The organism is Collinsella sp. AF16-8 (assembly GCF_003462695.1).
In the GTDB taxonomy this organism is placed as follows: Bacteria; Actinomycetota; Coriobacteriia; order Coriobacteriales; family Coriobacteriaceae; genus Collinsella.
Genome location: NZ_QRXX01000001.1, coordinates 118,486 through 136,979, shown reverse-complemented (window position 1 = coordinate 136,979; position 18,494 = coordinate 118,486). Strand labels below are relative to the sequence as shown.

17 protein-coding genes are annotated in these 18,494 nt (G+C 60.8%); 11 read left to right on the top strand and 6 right to left on the bottom strand.

Going from position 1 to position 18,494, the window contains the following annotated elements; translation table 11 throughout:
• Positions 1–71 precede the first annotated feature (71 nt).
• The 7 genes from DWW73_RS00610 (at position 72) to DWW73_RS00580 (ending at position 7,864) form a co-directional block, all read left to right on the top strand.
• Positions 72–434 carry a desulfoferrodoxin family protein gene (locus tag DWW73_RS00610; protein ID WP_117629580.1) on the top strand — a complete coding sequence of 121 codons (363 nt, stop codon included), beginning with the start codon at positions 72–74 and terminating at the stop codon, positions 432–434.
• A 117-nt stretch (positions 435–551) separates the two neighbouring features.
• Positions 552–2,537: a hypothetical protein gene (locus DWW73_RS00605; protein WP_117778470.1), complete on the top strand. Its 1,986-nt coding sequence runs from the start codon at positions 552–554 to the stop codon at positions 2,535–2,537.
• Positions 2,538–2,674: 137 nt separating this feature from the next.
• On the top strand, positions 2,675–3,196 hold the full coding sequence (gene ruvC / locus DWW73_RS00600; RefSeq protein ID WP_035137351.1) for a crossover junction endodeoxyribonuclease RuvC: 522 nt from the start codon (positions 2,675–2,677) through the stop codon (positions 3,194–3,196).
• The gene (gene ruvA / locus DWW73_RS00595) at positions 3,196–3,816 is read left to right on the top strand and encodes a Holliday junction branch migration protein RuvA (protein ID WP_055310211.1); all 621 of its coding nucleotides are present in this window, start codon (positions 3,196–3,198) and stop codon (positions 3,814–3,816) included. The genes ruvC and ruvA overlap by 1 nt, the downstream gene beginning before the upstream one ends.
• Positions 3,816–4,883, top strand: coding sequence for a Holliday junction branch migration DNA helicase RuvB (ruvB, locus tag DWW73_RS00590; RefSeq protein ID WP_117776913.1), 1,068 nt, complete (start codon positions 3,816–3,818; stop codon positions 4,881–4,883). The genes ruvA and ruvB overlap by 1 nt, the downstream gene beginning before the upstream one ends.
• A gap of 144 nt (positions 4,884–5,027) precedes the next feature.
• Positions 5,028–6,695 (top strand): formate--tetrahydrofolate ligase, encoded by a 1,668-nt coding sequence (locus tag DWW73_RS00585; protein WP_117778469.1) that lies wholly within the window; start codon positions 5,028–5,030, stop codon positions 6,693–6,695.
• Positions 6,696–6,874: 179 nt separating this feature from the next.
• Positions 6,875–7,864 carry a hypothetical protein gene (locus tag DWW73_RS00580; RefSeq protein ID WP_117778468.1) on the top strand — a complete coding sequence of 330 codons (990 nt, stop codon included), beginning with the start codon at positions 6,875–6,877 and terminating at the stop codon, positions 7,862–7,864.
• Positions 7,865–7,876: 12 nt separating this feature from the next.
• Here DWW73_RS00580 and DWW73_RS00575 read toward each other — a convergent pair whose 3' ends face one another.
• Entirely contained in the window at positions 7,877–9,058 is a 1,182-nt protein-coding gene (locus DWW73_RS00575; protein ID WP_117778467.1) for a cation diffusion facilitator family transporter, read from the bottom strand.
• Between the two features lie 218 nt (positions 9,059–9,276).
• Here DWW73_RS00575 and DWW73_RS00570 point away from each other — a divergent pair, with 218 nt between their 5' ends.
• Positions 9,277–10,614, top strand: coding sequence for a hypothetical protein (locus tag DWW73_RS00570; RefSeq protein WP_117778466.1), 1,338 nt, complete (start codon positions 9,277–9,279; stop codon positions 10,612–10,614).
• A 57-nt stretch (positions 10,615–10,671) separates the two neighbouring features.
• On the opposite strand, the gene DWW73_RS00565 is transcribed toward DWW73_RS00570, so the two are convergent.
• Positions 10,672–11,721, bottom strand: coding sequence for a YhcG family protein (locus DWW73_RS00565; protein WP_117778465.1), 1,050 nt, complete (start codon positions 11,719–11,721; stop codon positions 10,672–10,674).
• A gap of 168 nt (positions 11,722–11,889) precedes the next feature.
• Between DWW73_RS00565 and DWW73_RS00560 the strand changes: the two genes are divergently transcribed.
• Complete coding sequence (locus DWW73_RS00560) at positions 11,890–12,159, top strand: hypothetical protein (protein WP_117564488.1); 270 nt, start codon at positions 11,890–11,892, stop codon at positions 12,157–12,159.
• A 94-nt stretch (positions 12,160–12,253) separates the two neighbouring features.
• On the opposite strand, the gene DWW73_RS00555 is transcribed toward DWW73_RS00560, so the two are convergent.
• From DWW73_RS00555 to DWW73_RS00540, 4 genes are all read right to left on the bottom strand, one after another.
• Entirely contained in the window at positions 12,254–14,110 is a 1,857-nt protein-coding gene (locus DWW73_RS00555) for a phosphatidylinositol-specific phospholipase C (RefSeq protein WP_117778464.1), read from the bottom strand.
• Between the two features lie 86 nt (positions 14,111–14,196).
• Complete coding sequence (locus DWW73_RS10050) at positions 14,197–14,751, bottom strand: hypothetical protein (protein ID WP_147343537.1); 555 nt, start codon at positions 14,749–14,751, stop codon at positions 14,197–14,199.
• Between the two features lie 304 nt (positions 14,752–15,055).
• A complete protein-coding gene (locus tag DWW73_RS00545; protein WP_117778462.1) occupies positions 15,056–15,649 on the bottom strand; it encodes a hypothetical protein in 594 nt (197 codons plus the stop codon).
• A 243-nt stretch (positions 15,650–15,892) separates the two neighbouring features.
• Entirely contained in the window at positions 15,893–16,495 is a 603-nt protein-coding gene (locus DWW73_RS00540) for a hypothetical protein (protein ID WP_147343536.1), read from the bottom strand.
• 377 nt (positions 16,496–16,872) lie between these two features.
• Between DWW73_RS00540 and DWW73_RS00535 the strand changes: the two genes are divergently transcribed.
• Entirely contained in the window at positions 16,873–17,505 is a 633-nt protein-coding gene (locus DWW73_RS00535) for a cyclodeaminase/cyclohydrolase family protein (protein ID WP_157757990.1), read from the top strand.
• A 2-nt stretch (positions 17,506–17,507) separates the two neighbouring features.
• The gene (locus DWW73_RS00530) at positions 17,508–18,362 is read left to right on the top strand and encodes a bifunctional 5,10-methylenetetrahydrofolate dehydrogenase/5,10-methenyltetrahydrofolate cyclohydrolase (protein ID WP_117564484.1); all 855 of its coding nucleotides are present in this window, start codon (positions 17,508–17,510) and stop codon (positions 18,360–18,362) included.
• Positions 18,363–18,494: the final 132 nt, after the last annotated feature.

Here is an 18,494-nt window from a genome sequence, read left to right as displayed (position 1 = left end):
CGTGGATGGTTTGTCTGCCTTTGGGCATAAGAACCATCAAGAACATTGGCACATCAGAAAAGGAGAACATCATGGCGAAATTCTTTAAGGACCCCGACGGTAAGCTCATCGCCGCTCTTGGCAACGACGTTGCAACCCCTGCCGGCTGCACGGAGCTGACCGCGAACACCGAGGACGCGGCGCACGAGAAGCACGTGCCTGTTGTCGAGACCGAGCGCGACGGTCACGTGATCCGCGCACGCGTGGGCTCGGTCGAACATCCCAGCCTGCCCGAGCACTATATTGAGTGGATCGCCCTTGAGGCTGAGGGCCGTCTGGAGATCCATTACCTTGAGCCCGGCATGAAGCCCGCGACGTTTTTTGCCGGCGGTTCCAAGACCGGTACCGTCTATGCCTACTGCAACCTGCACGGGCTGTGGTCCGCGACGTTCTAGGAGCGCGCCCCCGCTCGGGGTATCATAGCTAGCATATGCACATGCGAGCGCCGACTGCATTATGCGGCCGGCGCTTTTACTACGACAACGATGGTTTACGACGGAAAGGGCTGAGCCATGAAGCTCGCGCTTGCACAGATCGATATGCGCCTGGGTGATATTGAGGGCATTTGCGGCCGCATCGAGGACCAGGCTCGTCTGGCCCACGGGCGCGGGGCGCGCGTGCTGTGCGTTCCGGCTCCGCTCTTTATGGGCGCCATGCCCGGGGGCCTGGTGGGCACTGCCGACTTTGAGCACGACATGCTTGCTGGCTTGACTGGTGTCGCCGAGCGTATCCAGGAGCTTGACATGATCTGCATCGTGCCCGCGGCGGTTTCGTTTGAGGGCCAGCCGCTGCTCGACTACATGATGCTCAAGGACGGTCATGTGGTGCCGGCGCGTTCGAGCATCGCCCTGCAGCGTGGCGAGAGCAACGACGCGCGTTGGGCGCCTCCGGTGTTTGACGTGGACGGCGTGCGCATCGCCGTGATTTTTGACTTGGACCGCGAACTCGAGATGTTGCCGACCGGTGTTGACCTCATTGCGTATTTCCAATTCAACGCGTTTGACATGACCGACCGCGAGACTGCTGCCATTGCCGCCGTACGCAGCGGCGCCTACCGCAAGATCGCATCCAAGCGCAGCGTGTGGTTTGCCTGCATGGCGCCGGTCGGTGCCTATGACGAGTCGGTGTATACCGGCGGTTCGTTTGTGCTCGACGACTGCGGTCGCGTGGTGGCCCAGGCGCCGTGTTTTGAGGAGAGTCTGCTGGTTCAGGAGATTCAGCGCGGCGTGATGCTCGATGCCCTGGAAGATCACGAACTGCCCGAGTTCCGTTCCGAGGAGTGGCTGTGGCAGGCGCTGGTGCTCGCCGTGCGCGACAACGCCCGGGCCCACGGTGCGTCGCGCGCCGTGGTGGCACTCGAGGGCGACTTGCCGTCGTCCCTGCTGGCGGCGCTGGCCGTCGACGCTTTGGGCCCACGTAATGTGATTGGCCTGGTGCTGGGGCGCAACCGCATCTTTACGCCGGCGCAGGAGGAGGCCGAGGCCGCCCGTTGCGCCGCCGTTCGCGCGATTGCCGAGCGCCTGCATATTCGCACGGTTGAGCGCGATGCGCCGGATGCCGCGCGCGTGCTCGACCGCGATGTGTCGGCGGGCGACGCCGAGCGCCTACGCTCTCGCACGCTGGGCCTCATGCTGGAGGATACGGCGCTCGAGCTGGGTGCGATGGCGTTGAGTCCGCTGTCCAAAACCGAGTACGCGCTGGCGGCGCCGGCGCTTTGCGGCGGCTACCAGGGCGATTACGCGCCCTTTGGCGATGTGTACCTGTCGACGCTTGAGTTTGTGGCGCGTGTGCGCAACCGCGCGTCTGCCGTGGTGCCCCAAGAGCTCGTGACGCTCAACGCGGTGGAAGATTGTATGGAGCGCGTGCTGGCGCAGGCGCTCTCGACGCTCGACGGTCCGGTCGATATGCTCGACCGCGCGGCACAGCTGCTCGGCGGGCTCGAGCCGGGTGAGATCGATGGCGCGCTTGAGGCGCACGTGGACCGCAATCGATCTTTCGACGACATCCCGATGGCCGCTGGCAAGCCTGAGGCCTGCTCGCTGCTGCTGATGCTCGTGCGTCAGGGCGAGGCCGCCCGCCGCATGTTGCCGACGGCGCCGATCGTTTCGTCCCGTTCGTTTGCCGAGCGCTCCTGGCCGTACATGCTCGCGTGGTCCGACCTGGGGCTTAACGGCAAGGAGCGTATGACGGTCGATTCGCTGGCGCGCGCCGAGGTGCGCCGTTTTGCTGACGACGATACGAGTGACCGTATGCGCGGTGAGATGATGGGCATTTTGGGTGAGCTGCTGGGTATTTCGCCCGAGCAGATGGAGGAGCTGCGCTCTGAGGACGGTCAGCGTCGTTTGCACGAGGGCATGAAAAAGTTCGAGGGCGAGGTTCAGGACGCCATCGATAAGATGATGGGCGGCCAGGGTGGCCCGCAGGGTGGGCCCCAGGGCGGACCGATGCCGCATCCGCCGGTGGATCCCCGTCAGTTTCCTTTTTTCTCGCAGAACTAACTATGGGATAGGATTCGCTTCCAACCCCGACACTTCAACTAAGCATCTTGGTCCCGTTGTGTTATTCTAGAACAGACGTTCGTGAATGATGCTCGGGGCCTTGCCTTGTGCTGTACTTGTGACGAGGGGAGGTTGGCTTGGTCATTTTGGGTATCGACCCCGGTTTGGCCCATACGGGTTGGGGGATTATCGAGGAGCGGCGTGGCGAGGTTCGCTGCCGTGCCTACGGTTGTATCGAGACCAGCGCGGGTAGTCCGCTCGCGGTGCGCCTGTCGCATATCGCCCGCGACCTCAAGGGTGTCGTGGAGCGTTATCGACCCGATACCGCTGCCATCGAGAGCATCTACTTTGGCGCTAATGTCCGCTCGGCAATCCCCACGGCACATGCCCGCGGTGCCGCGCTCGTGGCGCTTTCGGAGTGCGCGCTCGAGATCGGCGAGTACACGCCTATGCAGATCAAGCAGGCTGTGGTGGGTACCGGTGCCGCAGATAAGCGGCAGGTCGCCTACATGGTGCGCACGCTCACGCAGCTCGATCACGACCCGCATCCCGACCATGCCGCCGATGCCCTGGCCTGCGCCATCTGCCACGTTAACCTCAGCCGCACCCGGGCGCTTACCGGCGGCGAGTTCTATCAACAGAGAGGAACCGGATACTGATGATCTCCCAGCTCCACGGAACGCTTGTCGAGGCCACGATGAGCTCTGCTGTCGTCGATGTGTCGGGCGTTGGCTTTGAGCTCGGCATCTCGGGCAGCACTGCGGCCACGTTGCCGACGCCCGGCGGCGAGGTCCGCCTCTACACGCGTATGCAGGTGCGCGAGGACGCCATGACACTTTTCGGTTTTTCCTCTAAGGATGAGCGCACGATGTTCGATCGGCTCGTGTCTGTCTCGGGCGTTGGCCCGCGCTTGGCGCTCGCCGTGCTTTCCACCTATACCGTGGGGCAGCTGTATTCGCTGGTGATGGCCGAGGACGACAAGGGCATGGCCAAGGTGCCCGGTGTGGGCAAAAAGACAGCTCAGCGTCTGATCCTGGAGCTCAAGAGCACCTTTGCCAAGGACAAGGGCTTTGTGCCGGTCGACGTGATTCCCGGCCAGGTTGCGATGCCCGTGCCCGCTGCCGCTCCCTCGGCCATCGATGACGCCCGTGCGGCGCTCCTTTCCATGGGCTTTAGCCCGCAGGAGACCGATGTTGCCCTGAGCGGGTATGATGGGCAGAATATGCGTGTCGAGGATCTGCTCGGCGCGGCGCTTAAGCGACTCGGAATGGATGCGTGATGTGGGAAGCCGATGACTCTCAGGACCTGTGGGCGACGCCCGGCAACTCGCCGGCGGCATCCATGGCGCACGGCGAGCGCATGGTGGGCTCGGAGCTGACGGCCGAGGACCTCGATGTCGACCGCACTTTGCGCCCCCAGCGCCTGGACGACTACTGTGGCCAGGAGCATATCAAGCAGAGCCTGCGCGTGTTGATCGAAGCGGCGCAGAGCCGTGGCGAGACGCTCGACCACGTGATTTTCTCGGGTCCTCCGGGCCTGGGCAAGACCACGCTGGCCACCGTTATCGCCAACGAGCTGGGCGCTCAGATCAAGACGACGAGCGGCCCCGCTATTGCGCGTACCGGCGACCTGGCGGCCATCCTGACTAACCTGCAGCCGGGTGATGTGCTGTTTATTGACGAGATCCACCGCCTCAACCGTTCGGTCGAGGAGGTCCTGTACCCCGCGATGGAGGACTTTGCCCTCGATATCGTGATCGGTAAAGGCCCGGCCGCACGATCGATTCGCCTGGATATCCCCAAGTTTACGCTGGTGGCGGCAACGACCCGCTCGGGTATGTTGACTGGCCCGCTGCGCGACCGCTTTGGCATTTCATATCGCCTGGATTACTACACGGTCGAAGAACTCGCGCAGATTGTGACGCGCTCGGCGTCCATCCTGGGCGTGACGATCGACCATCCCAGTGCACTCGAGATCGGCTCGCGTTCGCGCGGCACGCCACGTCTTGCCAACCGCCTGCTCAAGCGCGTGCGCGATTACGCACAGGTGCGCGGCAACGGCCCCATCGAGCTCGATATCTGTCGCCAGGCGCTCGAGTTCTTCGAGATCGATGAGCTCGGTCTGGACTGGATGGATATTCGCATTTTGGAGACGCTCGCTAAGACGTTCTCCGGTCGTGCCGTGGGACTTACGACCCTTGCCAGCGCGGTGGGCGAGGACCCGGGCACGCTCGAGGATGTCTATGAGCCGTATCTGCTGCAGTGCGGGTTGATGATTCGTACGCCGCAGGGCCGTCAGGCAACCCTTCGCACCTTTGAGCACCTGGGGATTGAACCTACCGTTTAGGGCGCTTTGTTTTGGCGGGCTGTTGGGCTATCGCTGGGCATCGGGTAAACATATCGCCGTTCATCGGTTATGGGTGTTTTACTATTGCGCGCCCGTGCTATGCTGAATTGGTCTTTTTCTCATTCGGTAACGAAAGGACCGCCCATGCCTACTGACATCGAAATCGCACGTTCTGTCACGCCGCTGCCTATTACCGAGGTGGCCAAGAACGCCGGCGTCGACGTTAAGCACCTTATTCCGTACGGCTTCGACAAGGCTAAGGTCGACTATTCGCTGCTCAACGAGCCGACCGATCACCAGGCCAAGCTCGTCCTCGTGACCGCTATCAACCCAACGCCTGCGGGCGAGGGCAAGACCACCACGACCATCGGTCTGGCCGATGGCCTGCGTCGTCGCGGCGTCAAGAGTGCCGTGGCCCTGCGCGAGCCTTCGCTCGGCCCCGTCTTTGGTGTTAAGGGCGGTGCTGCCGGCGGCGGCTGGGCTCAGGTGATCCCCATGGAGGATATCAACCTGCACTTTACCGGCGACTTCCATGCCATCGGTGCTGCCAACAACCTGCTGGCCGCCATGCTTGATAACCACATCCAGCAGGGCAACCAGCTTGGCATCGACGTTAAACGCATCACTTGGAAGCGCGTCGTCGATATGAACGACCGTCAGCTGCGCCACGTCATCGACGGTATTGGCGGTAAGGCCCAGGGCGTGCCGCGCGAGGACGGCTTCGATATCACCGTCGCCTCCGAGGTCATGGCAATCCTGTGCCTGTCTACGAGTATCAGCGACCTCAAGGAGCGCCTGGGCGAGATCGTCGTCGGCTACAGCTTTGCCGGCGAGCCCGTCCGTGCCCGCGACCTTAAGGCCCAGGGTGCCATGGCCGCGTTGCTTAAGGACGCGCTCAAGCCCAACCTGGTGCAAACGCTCGAGGGCACGCCCGCGTTTGTCCACGGCGGCCCCTTCGCCAACATCGCCCATGGCTGCAACTCCATCATGGCCACCCGCATGGCCATGCGCTTTGGCGATGTTGCCATTACCGAGGCCGGCTTCGGTGCCGATCTGGGTGCCGAGAAGTTCCTCGACATCAAGTGCCGCATGACGGGCGTTCGCCCCAGCGCCGTCGTGGTCGTCGCGACCGCTCGTGCGCTGAAGTACAACGGTGGCGTCGCCAAGGCCGACCTCAACGAGGAGAACCTCGAGGCGCTCAAGGCCGGCATGCCCAACCTGCTGCGTCACGTCGACAACATCCAGAACGTTTATGGTCTGCCCTGCGTGGTCGCCATCAACCGCTTCCCGACGGACACCGAGGCTGAGCTTGCGCTCATCGAGTCCGAGTGCCAGAAGCTCGGCGTCAACGTTAAGCTTTCCGAGGTCTGGGCCAAGGGCGGCGAGGGCGCGCTCGAGCTGGCCGATGAGGTCATGCGTCTGATTGAGCAGCCGAGCGAGCTCAAGTTTGCCTATGAGGACGGCGCCGATGTGGCCGACGCTCTTGAGGCCATTGCCACCAAGGTCTACCGCGCCGACGGCGTTGACTTTACGCCGGCCGCCAAGCGCCAGCTCGCCGAGCTGCGCGAGAACGGCTTTGGCAACCTGCCGGTGTGCGTGGCCAAGACGCAGTACAGCTTTAGCGACAACGCCAAGGCCCTGGGCGCTCCCGAGAACTTCCGCATCACGGTGCGCGAGCTCAAGGTTTCCGCCGGTGCCCACTTTGTGGTCGCACTGACTGGCAGTGTTCTGACCATGCCGGGCCTGCCCAAGGTCCCTGCGGCCGAGAACATCGACGTCGACAACGACGGCAACATCACCGGCCTGTTCTAAGCCTGCTGCCCATAGCTGCTTGTCCGCCCCGCCGTGCCCACAAGGCCCGGCGGGGCTTTTTTATCCTTAGGCCCGCGCATGTCTTGTAGATACCGACGGGCCCTGCCCATCATAGGCTTTTGCGCGGGTAGAATGCATGGATAACTTGATGCTCACGCGCGACGGAAAGGAATCGTTGCATGGATCAGGACAAGACAACCGTGATGGGCGGCTACGGTTCCGCGCAGGCTGGCGATAGCGCCGATGCGACCCGCGTTGTTCCCAACCCCGGATATACCGACCCCGCCGCGACGCAGCCTTCTGCCGAGCCCACCCGGGTTATGGGCTATGGCGACACGGCGCAGGATTCTTGCGCTGCATCTTCGCAAGGCCCCTATGGCAACGCAGCTCCGGACCCGTTTGATTATGCGTCGCAGGATTCTTATGCCGCTTCGACACCGAATCCCTATGATGACCTGCCGCAGAATCCCATTCCGCAGCCTCAGCAGACGACGTATATGCCTCGCACGGCGCAGCCTCGCTACGAGTCGCGCGAGCCGTATCGCGAGTACCCCAAGTCGATTCCGCAATATGGCGAGGACGAGGAGAAGAAGCCGTCGCGTTCGTCGAGCGTGATCAAGAAGATCCTCATCGTGCTGGCGATCTTCTTTGCGCTGTCGGTTGTGTTTGCCATCGTGTCGGGCATGCTCAACAAGCGAGGGAGTTCAACGGCCGATACCACTGCCGAGCAAACCGAGTCCGCCTCGTCTAGCACCGTCGATCTGAGCGATATCCCGGGGCAGTACTGGTCCAACGCCAAAAAGCTTCTCAAGTCGCGCGGCGCCGATCTTTCGAATGCCGTGGTCCTGACTGATGATGGCTCAACGCCCGTCATCGATGCCAACTGGGTCGTTACTTCTGCCTACTATAACGACAACGGCAACCTCGAAATTCAACTCACGCACAAGAACAGCTCGGGCAACTCGTCCGGCGGCCAAAGCGGTACCGACAGCTCGAGCTCCAATACGCTGGAGGACTTGAGCAACAAGGCACAGGAGTTGGGAGACAAGGCGCAAGAGCTGGGCGATACGGCACAAAACCTGGGCGACACCGCGCAGAACTTGGGCGACATGGCGACGGATGCCTGGAACGCACTGCAAAACGGCATCTCGGGCGCGCAGGGAAACTAGCTGTTAAGCGGGCTACAGCTGCTCTGCTGGACGGTCGGGCGAACTAAAGCCCGAGTCAAACGTAACGACGCATGAGACGTTGGGCCGGCGCTCGTGCACGATGCGCGTGACGAGCTCCAGCAGCTCCTCGTCGGATATGTCAAAGCCGTCGGGGCGCACCAGGTCAAACGAAACGAACCCGTCGTGCTCGTGCAGGTCGTGGATGGAGAGCGCGGGATCGATCTGCATGACGCCGCGCTTGACCCAGCCGCGCAGATCATCGCCGGTTGTCGCGATGGGGTCGCAGTGCAGCGTGATGCCAATGCCCATCTGGCGCTTGATGTCGTGCTCGATGGTGTCCAGGATCTCGTGGTGCTCAAATGCGTCGCCCTCGCCGGGCATCTCCACGTGGGCGCTGGCAAACTGACGACCGGGGCCGTAGTCGTGCACCATCAGGTCGTGTGTGCCCAAGACCTGCGGATAGGACATGATCTTGTCGCGGATTGCCTGGACGAGCTTGGGGTCGGGCGCTTGCCCCAGCAACGGGCTGATGGCGTCGCGCACCAGGCCCATGCCACTGATGCAGATGAAGACGCCCACGCCCAGGCCCGCCCAGCCGTCGAGGTCAAAGCCGGTCGTCTGCGAAATAAGCGCTGCGGCCAGGACCGATCCCGAGGTGATGACGTCGTTTTTGGAGTCCTGTGCTGTGGCGATGAGTGTTTCGGAATCGATACGGTTGCCCAGCGCACGGTTGAATGCGGCCATCCAGAATTTGACGAGCATGGACAAGACGAGAGCGGCTAGGGAGACCAGCGTGTAGGCGGTGGGGGAGGGCTTGATGATCTTAGTGACCGACTCGAGGATCAGGTTGATGCCGACGGCGCAAACCAGGACGGCGACAAACAAGCCGGCTAGGTACTCGTAGCGGCCGTGGCCATAGGGGTGGCCTTCGTCTGCAGGGCGGCTGGCAAGGCGGAACCCGAGCAGGCTCACGATGTTGCTCGAGGCATCGGAGAGGTTGTTGAAAGCGTCGGCGATGAGGGAGACGGAGCCGGCGAGCAGGCCTGCGATGCCCTTGGCCAGGCACAGGGTGATGTTGAGGCCAATGCAGATGAGGCTTGCGGCGAAGCCCGCGTTGGTGCGACAGGAGGCATCGACCGGCTCGCCCTCGCTGCCGGGAACAAGCGTATGTACCAGCTGATTTACAAATAGCATAGCGGTCGTCCTCACAATCATGTTTAAGGGGATAGTGTAGCTCGCATGGGCGCACCGTGCGCCGGTGCTCAGAAAATGCAGCAATGGTCTGCCCGCGCTAACGAGCAGGCCTTCCCGTCTGCCTGGGTGGTCCATTTTGGGCCACATGGGTATGGGCATGTGCCAGTTTGCTCGACATACTTAATGTCGACAGCCCCTGTGCAAAGGAGGACGTTTCCATGGACGAGATGTTTGCCATTAAATGCCAAAACTGCGGCGGCCCTATGTACTCACACCAGGCTAAACGCAGCTTTGAGTGCGCCTATTGCGGCACGGTCGTTCCGTGGCAGGCCGATGCGGGGGAGCCCAAGAGCGCTTTGGGCATTCGCCATGCGCCGCTGACGGTTGTCGATGGGCTACTTAAGCTCACCCATGTGTCGCAGCTCGAGCGCCCGGAGGACCCGGACTGGTATTTCTTTAATTCGCACTGGCGCAATCAGTCGGTTCTGGAGCATCTGCTATGGGAGGACCGCGGCACGGCGCAGGAGTTCCAAGAAGCCACGCACGTGAGCATTCCCTGCCCCTTCTGCGGCGCGTCCTTTGAGGGCGAGTCAACGCAGCGTGTGTTTGAGTGCCCGTCCTGCGGCAACAAGATCGGCATTGCCGACCTGCTCAAGCCCGGTACGTTTAGCAAACGTCTGACCATGGGCGTGGGTGCGGAGTATGTGCCGGAGCAGGGTATTCCCTGCGAAATCTCACCGCAGCAGGCACGTGCCAACGCGCTGCAGCTGGTGCGCCAGTACCCGGATGCCTTTGCCGGGCACGACGTGGAAGACGCGATCCAAAACGACATGATGCTCTTCTATTTCCCCATGGCGCTGGCGGACCTGCGTATGATGGCGAGCTTCCCGGGCAAGGGCCTGAGCAAGGAGACCTTGGTGTACTACGAGGTACTCGATTGGGCGTATCCGCGGGCAAACTACCTGGACGTTCGTCTTATGGGCATTTTGGAGCCGTGGGACTTTGGCAAGGTGGGGCCGTTCGATCCTGCCATGCAGGAGGGCGACTTTCGCGTTGTCTCCGTCGATGCATCTACCAAGGACCAGGTGGTCATTGATAAGCTGGCGCTCGACATTGCCGGCAACGATGCCGAGGCGGTACTGGGGCTCAATAAAAAGAGCATTCGCATGTGGGCGCGCAAGGCCCGCAAGCAAAAGGACGGTCTGGTGATGGTGCCGGTCTACTTTGTCGATCGTCCGGCGACGGATAGCCGCGACGGCGAGCAGGTGCGCATCGCCGTGAACGGCCAGACGGGCCGCGCGGCCGCGGTGGTGTTTAGCGACAAGCGCGAGACGCATATCGTGGCGCCGCTCAACCTGAGCCTTCATCTGTCCGGCGAGAGCACCGTGCACGCCACGCCCATCGAGGTCAAATACGTTAAGTCGCCGTTTCTGTACCAGATCGTGCGCCGTGGAGGCGGCGAGCAACCGCGCCAGGTTGCAGCCGCCGTCGAGGGTTCCTACCGAGAAGAAAAGCCCAAACGCAAGGGCTTGCTCGCTGCGATCTTTGGGAAGTAGGGAAGCGCAGCGCGGGACGGCTCACAGGCGTGCGGGCGTTTCGGTCGCAACGTGCTGCTACCCTTGCGTTTCGCCATTGGTCGCTTCGTTGATGGCGCGGTACTCGGCACTCAGCTCGCGCGCCAGCTCTTCCTTGCTTGGAAGATACGGCGGGTATTTGGCGGCAAACACTTGGTCGTTGTCTTCGGGCAGCGTGTACTCGACGATCGAATCGCTTTTGTCCGCGCAGAGCACGATGCCTATGGGCGGATTGTCGCCTTCGTTCATGAGCTCACGCGTGTAGTAGTTCACATACATTTGCATCTGGCCCAGGTCCTGATGCGTAAGGTCATCGGTCTTAAGGTCGATGAGCACGAAGCAGCGCATCAGATAGTTGTAAAAAACAAGGTCAATATAGAAATGGCGCCCATCAAAGGTGATGCGCTTTTGGCGCGCCTCGAAAGCGAAGCCACGGCCAAGCTCCAGCAGGAACTTCTGAAGATGTGTGATGAGCGCCTGCTCTAGATCGCTCTCGCGAAACGCAGTATCGTCCGAGAAACCTAAAAACTCCAGTACATATGGATCGCGGATGATATCCTCGGGGCGACGAGCTGGGGCGCTCTTTTGGATTTCTTGGGTGACAGCCTCCTTGTCTTTGCTGGCAAGTAGGCGCTCGCGGAACATGGTGTTGATCTGGCGTTCGAGCTGGCGCGTGCTCCAGCGAGAGTCGGCGCATTCGTTCATGTACCAGGTGCGAGCTTCGGGGTCAGGAATGCGTATTAACCTGCGGTAATGTGTCCAGCTCAATTCGGGACGCAGTGAGTCCCGAATTGGAAATGCAAGATAGAACTGACGCATTTTGCGCAGCTCTCTTGCTCCAAAACCTTTACCAAAATCCTTGGTAAGTCTGATTGCGAGGGCCTTGAGCAGCGCCTCTCCATACTTGGCGCGCTCCTCTCCGCCCTGCTCATCAACTATGCTCTTGCCGATCTCCCAATACGCCTCAACCATCGCAAAGTTAACGGCGGTATAGGCCTTGTCGCGAGCGGCGTTGAGAATCGAGGAAACCTGCTTGTAAAAACCTTCGGGCACGATTGCCGATTCTCCACGGTTTACCAGTTCGCCCATCACTGTCGCCCCACTTTCCTCTTGTGGAATGCATCTTTATCGCATCTAGTTTAAAGCCTCGCGCGGACACGAATTGCTGTGCTGTCTGGCACCTTCGCATGGGAGCCTTGCGGTGACTAAAATGTGACCATAAAGGCAGTTTTAGCGAACCCCACGGGAGTGACATGCATGGACAAGAACACGCTGCTATTCCAGGATAAAGGTTCGGGTAGGTTTAAAGACGTCAAGATCTACCCTAACCGTATTGAGGTGCTCAAGAAGGGCACGTTTGGTGGCAAGCACACCGAGATTGTTTACCTTAAGGACATCACTGGGGTCAACAGGATCAAGGGTCGCGACGTTTTCCTGCGCAATCGACTGTTAACCGCTTGCGTCTTTAGTCTGAGCAGTCGTGCGAAGGCCCAGGAGTTTGTTAACGCGCTGAACATGGTGATGTAGCCCATGGCGGCGTTCGGGCCAAGGTAAAAATCGGGGGCACAGAACGGTGTCCTGCGCCCCCGATTGAGTCGATGTGTCTAAAAGGCGGGCTTGCCTACTCGCTGTCGTCCCCAGCGTTGTCGCGGTCACTGGCAAGCATTGCTGCACCTGCGACCGTTGTCGCCACGGCGGCGGCAGCGAGCCCGGCGGCAACGCCAGAGCTGTCGCCCGTGTCGGCGAGCTTTCCGCCCGAGCCCTTGCCCTGGCCTCTCTTGTTGCTCTTGCCGTTCTTGTCGGCGCCGCCTGCGTTGGAACCCGTGTCGCTGCCGGTGCCGCCCGCACTGCCCGAGGCCGCTACGGTAAAGCTTGCGGCTCCGTCGCTGGCGAGCGTGTAGTTCTGCGCCGCGTCGCCCAAGAGACCGTTCACGCGCACCCAGTACGTTCCTGCGGCAAATGTTTCGCCCTCGGCCATTGCCGTGCCCGGAGCGCCGTCCGCGTCGTGCACAAACTCGAGCTGGGCCGTGCAGGCATCGGTTTCGAGCTTGCCCTCGAGTGATGCCGCAATCTTGGCGCGCACGTCTTCGCCGGCCTTAAGGCCTTCGAGTCCCTCAAAATGGGGCGTCAGCGCGCGTGGATCGATATCGATGGGCACAGAGCCCTGCAGCCCCGTAACGGTCTCGTTGCCCAGGGCGTCGACATCCACGTATTCAATGGCAAACGCATGGCCCGAAGCTGTCGCGTTGAGCGCGTTGCTGCTGTCAGCAAGGCGGAAATGACCCTCGCCAACGGTCTTGCCATCCTGGAATGAGGCATCGCTCAGCGAGTCGCCGTACGTCATGCGCATGCGGGTCGGGAGATAGTACGGGAGATAGTACGAAGCCGTCTGCTTGTGCTCCGTATCGTAATTGCGCTGGTAGATGCTCCGGGCCAGCGCCGCATCAACAAAGTCGGATGCGATGATGCCAATGTGCTTGAGGTAATCTGACTTTGTATCCTCGGTGCCGCTGGGATTGATGTACGGGCTCTTGTACAGATGCTCGTTGACTACTCGTGCCGAGGTAAAAGGATTGCCTCCGTGCGACAAGCCCGTGCAGCTGGTGTAGTTGATAGACCAGCAGCGCTCCAGGACTTGCTCCTTGGCCCCGTTATCGTCCTCGACATCTACCTCGTTGCGCGTGCGCCCGGTCGTTTCCTTCAGCGCATTATCGACCCAGCTGAGCTTGTCGGTTCCCGTGAGTTTGTACTTGTCCTGGGCGTATACCTTGGTGCAATAGGGCTCTTTGTCGCCTGTTTCCCCCGCGGCTTCAAAGCCCCGCGCGTCTTGGACGAGACACATAGTGGCGCTGTCGGAGTGAGCCTTGATCTTGTCATCCCATTCGGTAAGGTCGAGGCCCCACGTGTGGCCGCTTACACTGTTGCCGGCGAGCCTAAATCGACGCAGCAGAACGATCTTTCCGCGCGCCTCGTGTAGCGTGGGGATTCGGCTCGACGTATAGAACAGTTTGGGGTTGTCGTCCAAAACCTTGGCGAAAGCCGTCGTAACACTTTTGTCGGTAGCCTCGTCGTTGCCTCGTGATACAAGCATGATGAGCGCTTCTGTCGGGTTTTCGTTCAAAAACGTTTTGAAGTAGCCTATGACATCGGAAAGATGCATAAAGTACGCGTCTTTTTTGAGCAGGTAGTAATCCCCGTGGTCGATACCGGGGTCGTCGCCCTTTCCGAGCCGGATATCAAAATAGCGAATGCCTTCGAGCAACTGCGTGGGAATGTAATCCTGCTGGCATTTTACTTGCGAGGATTGGGGCTCAGTGTCGTTGTCCACGCTGCAGGTGCCCGAATCGTGCGTACCCGGGATGCTCAGCTCGTCGAGGAACTTGTTGTCGTCGACGTATTTCATCCAACATGGCCCATCGACGTAGCTGCTGTACGTGATCCAGTCGAGGCTGCTAACCGTGGCATCGTTCTTTTTCATGTCGTAACCGATAAGTTCGAGCTCCCACGGAATGCTCTTACTCTTATGGCAGATCTTATTGTTGTCCTGGTCTTCGCCGTTCGATTCTATTGCCAGGTACTTAATGTCTTTTTTCTCGGTTTCTTTCTCGACCGTGCGGTCTCGGATGATATAGGTTCCGTTTGATTGACGCTCGAACGCAAAAGCGCGGCTGGGCTTGTTGTCATACTCGCCGCCCCATACGTGGATGACCTTTCCATCTTTGTCCGAGTCGTCGTCGACCGACCAAATGCTGTAGCCCGTCTTTTATGCTCTTCGAAATTGAGCAAGGTGCGGATAGCATACCAGTTTGTATCGTCATTCTTGGTCGTTACGTTCTCAAGGATGAGCTTGCTGGACGTGCCGTCGTTAAACAGGTGGCAGACGTTGCCGCGAACGTTGCCGTCTTGGTTGACGCTCGCGGTGCGAAAATAGCCCGCGGGGCGAAGGCGAATGACGAAATTGTCGAGGCTGACTGACGCTGTGGCAGCGTCTTCTGCAAATGCCGCGCGCACGGGAAGGCCCAATCCCGCGGTTTCGGGCAGGCTTACAAATGGCGACAATGCTGCGAGTCCTAGGCCCAACGTGAATGCTCGACGGCTGATGGCGTGGTGTTCGGTCATAACTCCTCCGTTCGCAGGGTGCGGTTATGCACTCATTTTGTTCACTATACTGCCCGGATGTCTAAACGTGTTGGCTTAATTGTCTGCGTGGCGCCATAAATCGGCGGGCGGACGCGTTGGGGCGCTTGTCTATTTGTGCTGCTACCGCGCTGGGGGTGGTTTTGCCGCCCGGCACCCTCGCGTTCGCCGGCTATCGGCATAAGAAAAGGAGGGTCGGTTTACCGGCCCTCCCTGGGTACGAAGCGCTGGGGTACCGTCGCCTGCTTGCGCCGCGCTCGTGTTTCCCGTTGCGCTCGCCAGTCGCTTAGCGCTTGATCTCGATATCGTCGAGCTTGACGCCCATGGCTTCGGTCTTGGCCTTGGCGATGTCGTCGGCAAACTCCAGAGACTTCATCATGGTCTCGACGGCGTCCTTGTGCTCCTCGACGTTGTCGATGCTCACGTAGACGCTGCCGCCGCCTGCTTCGGTGAAGTACTCGGTCGTCACGCCGCCCGAGTGTGTATAGGAAGCGTTGCGCCAAGTCTTGCCGTTGTACTTGACGGGATCATTCTCGGTCCACTCAAAGTTGGCCTTCCATTTGGCCTCGTAGTCGAACAGCTCGTCAGCGTTCTTGTCAGAGTCGAAGACGGGGATGAAGCGATCGCTGGCGTGCTCGCTCTCGGTGAACTTAAACTGGGCCCTGTCGGCGGTGTCGCCGGCAACGTCGGTGATCTCGACGCCCTCGGGCACCTCGACCTTAAACCAAATGAAGTCGGTCCTCATATCCACGGCTGGCTTTTCTGCGCCGCCGCCACCGCCACTGCCGGTAGCGCCGCCGCTTCCGCCGCAACCCACCAGGGCAACCGCGGCAAGGAGACTGATGCAGAGTGTGAGAATCGCAAAGGCCTTCTTTTTCATGGTCGTGTCCTCCTCGATCTGTAACCGCCCATGGATTACCTGCCTTTACTGTACGCGTGGACGGCTCGCTAGGGTGGGCCATATGTCCCATTCTGAGGGCCGGATTTGCGCCGACAAGTGGCAATATGCGCGGGTCCAAAAGAGGGGAGGGCCGATGCCTGTCGGCCCTCCCCGGGGTTGGGTGCCCGTTGCTTTAATGGGGCGCATGTGCGCAGGTGCGCGTAGGCGCGTGCGGGTGTCCCGTTACTTGAGCTCGATGCTCGAAATCTCGACTTCGCGCGCCTCGGAAACTGCCTCTGCCATGTCATCGGGGAACTCGATGGAGTTGAGGAGCGTCTCGGCTTCTTTCTTGTGCTGGTCGAAGTTCGAGATGAGGACGTAGACGCTTCCCGGCTCAACGTCGGTAAAAAGCATGGTTGAGATGCCGCTGTTGTCCTCGTATGTTCCGACGAGCCACGTCCTGCCGTTATACTCGACGGACCCGCCATCCTTCCACTGGAACGTATCCCCCTTCTTTTCTGCCTGGTCGGCGTGGGATTCCTCGGCTGTCATCGCTTTTTTCCAAACGGGGATAAAGCGATCGGCCGAGGCGTTCTCGTTTTCGGGGAAGGTGAGCTGGACCCTGTCGGCATTCTTGCCGGCGGAGTCGCTTACGCCGACGCCCTCGGGCATCTCGACCTTAAACCAGATAAAGTCGGTCTTCTTGGCGACGGGGGCCTTTTCCTTGCCCTCGCTCTTGGATGCGCTGCTGCCCCCGCCCGATGCGTTCCCGCCGCAGCCGACAAGGGCAAATGCGGCAAAGAGGGCAATGCAAAGGGAAAGGATTGATAGGGTCTTTTTCTTCATGGTGGCGTCCTCCTTGTCTGCCAGGGACATCGTGTGCCGCGGATCGCTGGGGCGGCGGTTGCGCGTGCACATGATGACTTTGTTTGCTGTGCGGTGATTCCTCCATTCGTCGTCCGGTGCCGTGATGAGCGTTGCCCCAACATGGGGCTCCTTACCTATATGTATGCCCCAGTTGCCGCTGCCCGGGAGTCTCGAAACGTGGGCCATGTGTCCCATGTTTGTGTCGCTGCCGCCTATCGTGTGCCATAGAAATCCGCGATGGCCAGGTGCGCTGACGCCCATGTGCTTATGGGCTAGACTTAGCACCATTATGTGATCGATGCGGTCGGTCGGCGGTTGCCACCCGACCGATGTATATGACTTGAAGGTGCATGTGTATGAGCCAAGAGATGATGGACAAGACCTGCCGCGGGTTTGCCGAGGCGCTGGCCGCGCGCGAGCCGGTTCCCGGCGGTGGCAGCGCGAGCGCCTTTGTGGGCGCGCTGGGCGCCTCGCTGTGCGGAATGGTTGCCCGCTACGGTGCGACCAATCCCGCGCTTGCTGATCGTGCGGATGACCTGACGCGTGCGTTTGCCCAGGCTGATGAGTTGGCCCAGGAGCTTGTCGAGTTGGTTGCCGAGGACGTTCGTGCATATGGGCAGGTGTCCGCGGCGTACGGTATTCCGCGTGGCGATCCGGCTCGAGCGACCGCGATTCAGGATGCGCTGCATGTGGCCGCTATGCCGCCGTATCGCATTATGGATGCCTGCGGGCGTGCACTGGCGCTGCTCGAGGACATGGCCGACAAGGGTTCGCGTCAGCTGCTGTCCGATGTGGCGTGCGGCGCCGTGTTCTGCCGTTCCGCTATGCAGGGCGCGAGCTTGACGCTCTTTGCGAACACCACGTCTATGAAGGATCGCGCTCGTGCTGAGGAGCTCGAGACGGCGTGTGATGAGTTGCTCGACACGTGGTTGCCGCGCGCCGATGCGCTGGCGCGCCGCGCAGCCGACGCTGCAAGGAAGAGGGGATAGCCATGGCTGAACTGCTGAAGGGTGCCCCCGTTGCTCGCGCTTTGACTGAGGAACTTGCTGCTCGCTGCGTGGCTTTGCGCGAGCGCGGCGTTGTGCCGACGCTGGCTATCGTGCGCGTGGGTGAACGCGAGGACGACCTATCCTACGAGCGCGGTGCGCTCAAGCGCTGCGAAAAGGTTGGCATTGAGGCTCGCCGCGTTTTGCTTCCCGCCGATGTTTCGCAGGACGAGCTGTTGGCGGCCATCGAGGACATCAATACCGATTCGTCTGTTCATGGCTGCCTGATGTTCCGCCCGCTGCCCGCCGGCCTTGACGAGGACGCGGTTGCCGCGGCACTCGATCCTGCCAAGGACGTTGACTCCATGACGCCGGCTTCGCTGCTCACCACGCTTTCGGGGCGCGGCGAGGGTTTTGCCCCCTGCACAGCCGAAGCCGTGCTTGCTTTGCTGGATCATTACGGCGTTGAGCTGGATGGGGCCAAGGTCGCGGTCGTTGGTCGGTCGCTGGTGATTGGCCGTCCCGTTGCCGCCATGCTTACGGCTCGCAATGCCACAGTGACGACGTGCCATACGCATACGCACGACCTTGCTGCCGAGTGCCGTGCTGCCGACATTGTGGTTGCCGCCGTTGGACGCGCGCGTACGATTGACGTGGATGCGGTTCGAGAGGGCCAGACGATCATTGATGTTGGCATTAATTGGGACGAGGCCGCTGGCAAGTTGGTGGGTGACGTCGATTCTGATGCTGCGGAGCCGGTCGTTAACGCCATCACGCCCGTGCCGGGCGGCGTGGGCGCTGTGACGACGGCGATCCTCGCCAAACACGTGATCGAAGCGGCCGAGCGCGCATCGAAATAGGCGTTTTGGGCTGTTTGAGGGGTTAGTTCTATACCCCGTGGACAAAAAATGCCAAATATGAGTACTGTTGCCAAGATAGTCACATATATTTTAGGTCAAATAGGCTCTCTAACGATATTTATTATCGATAGA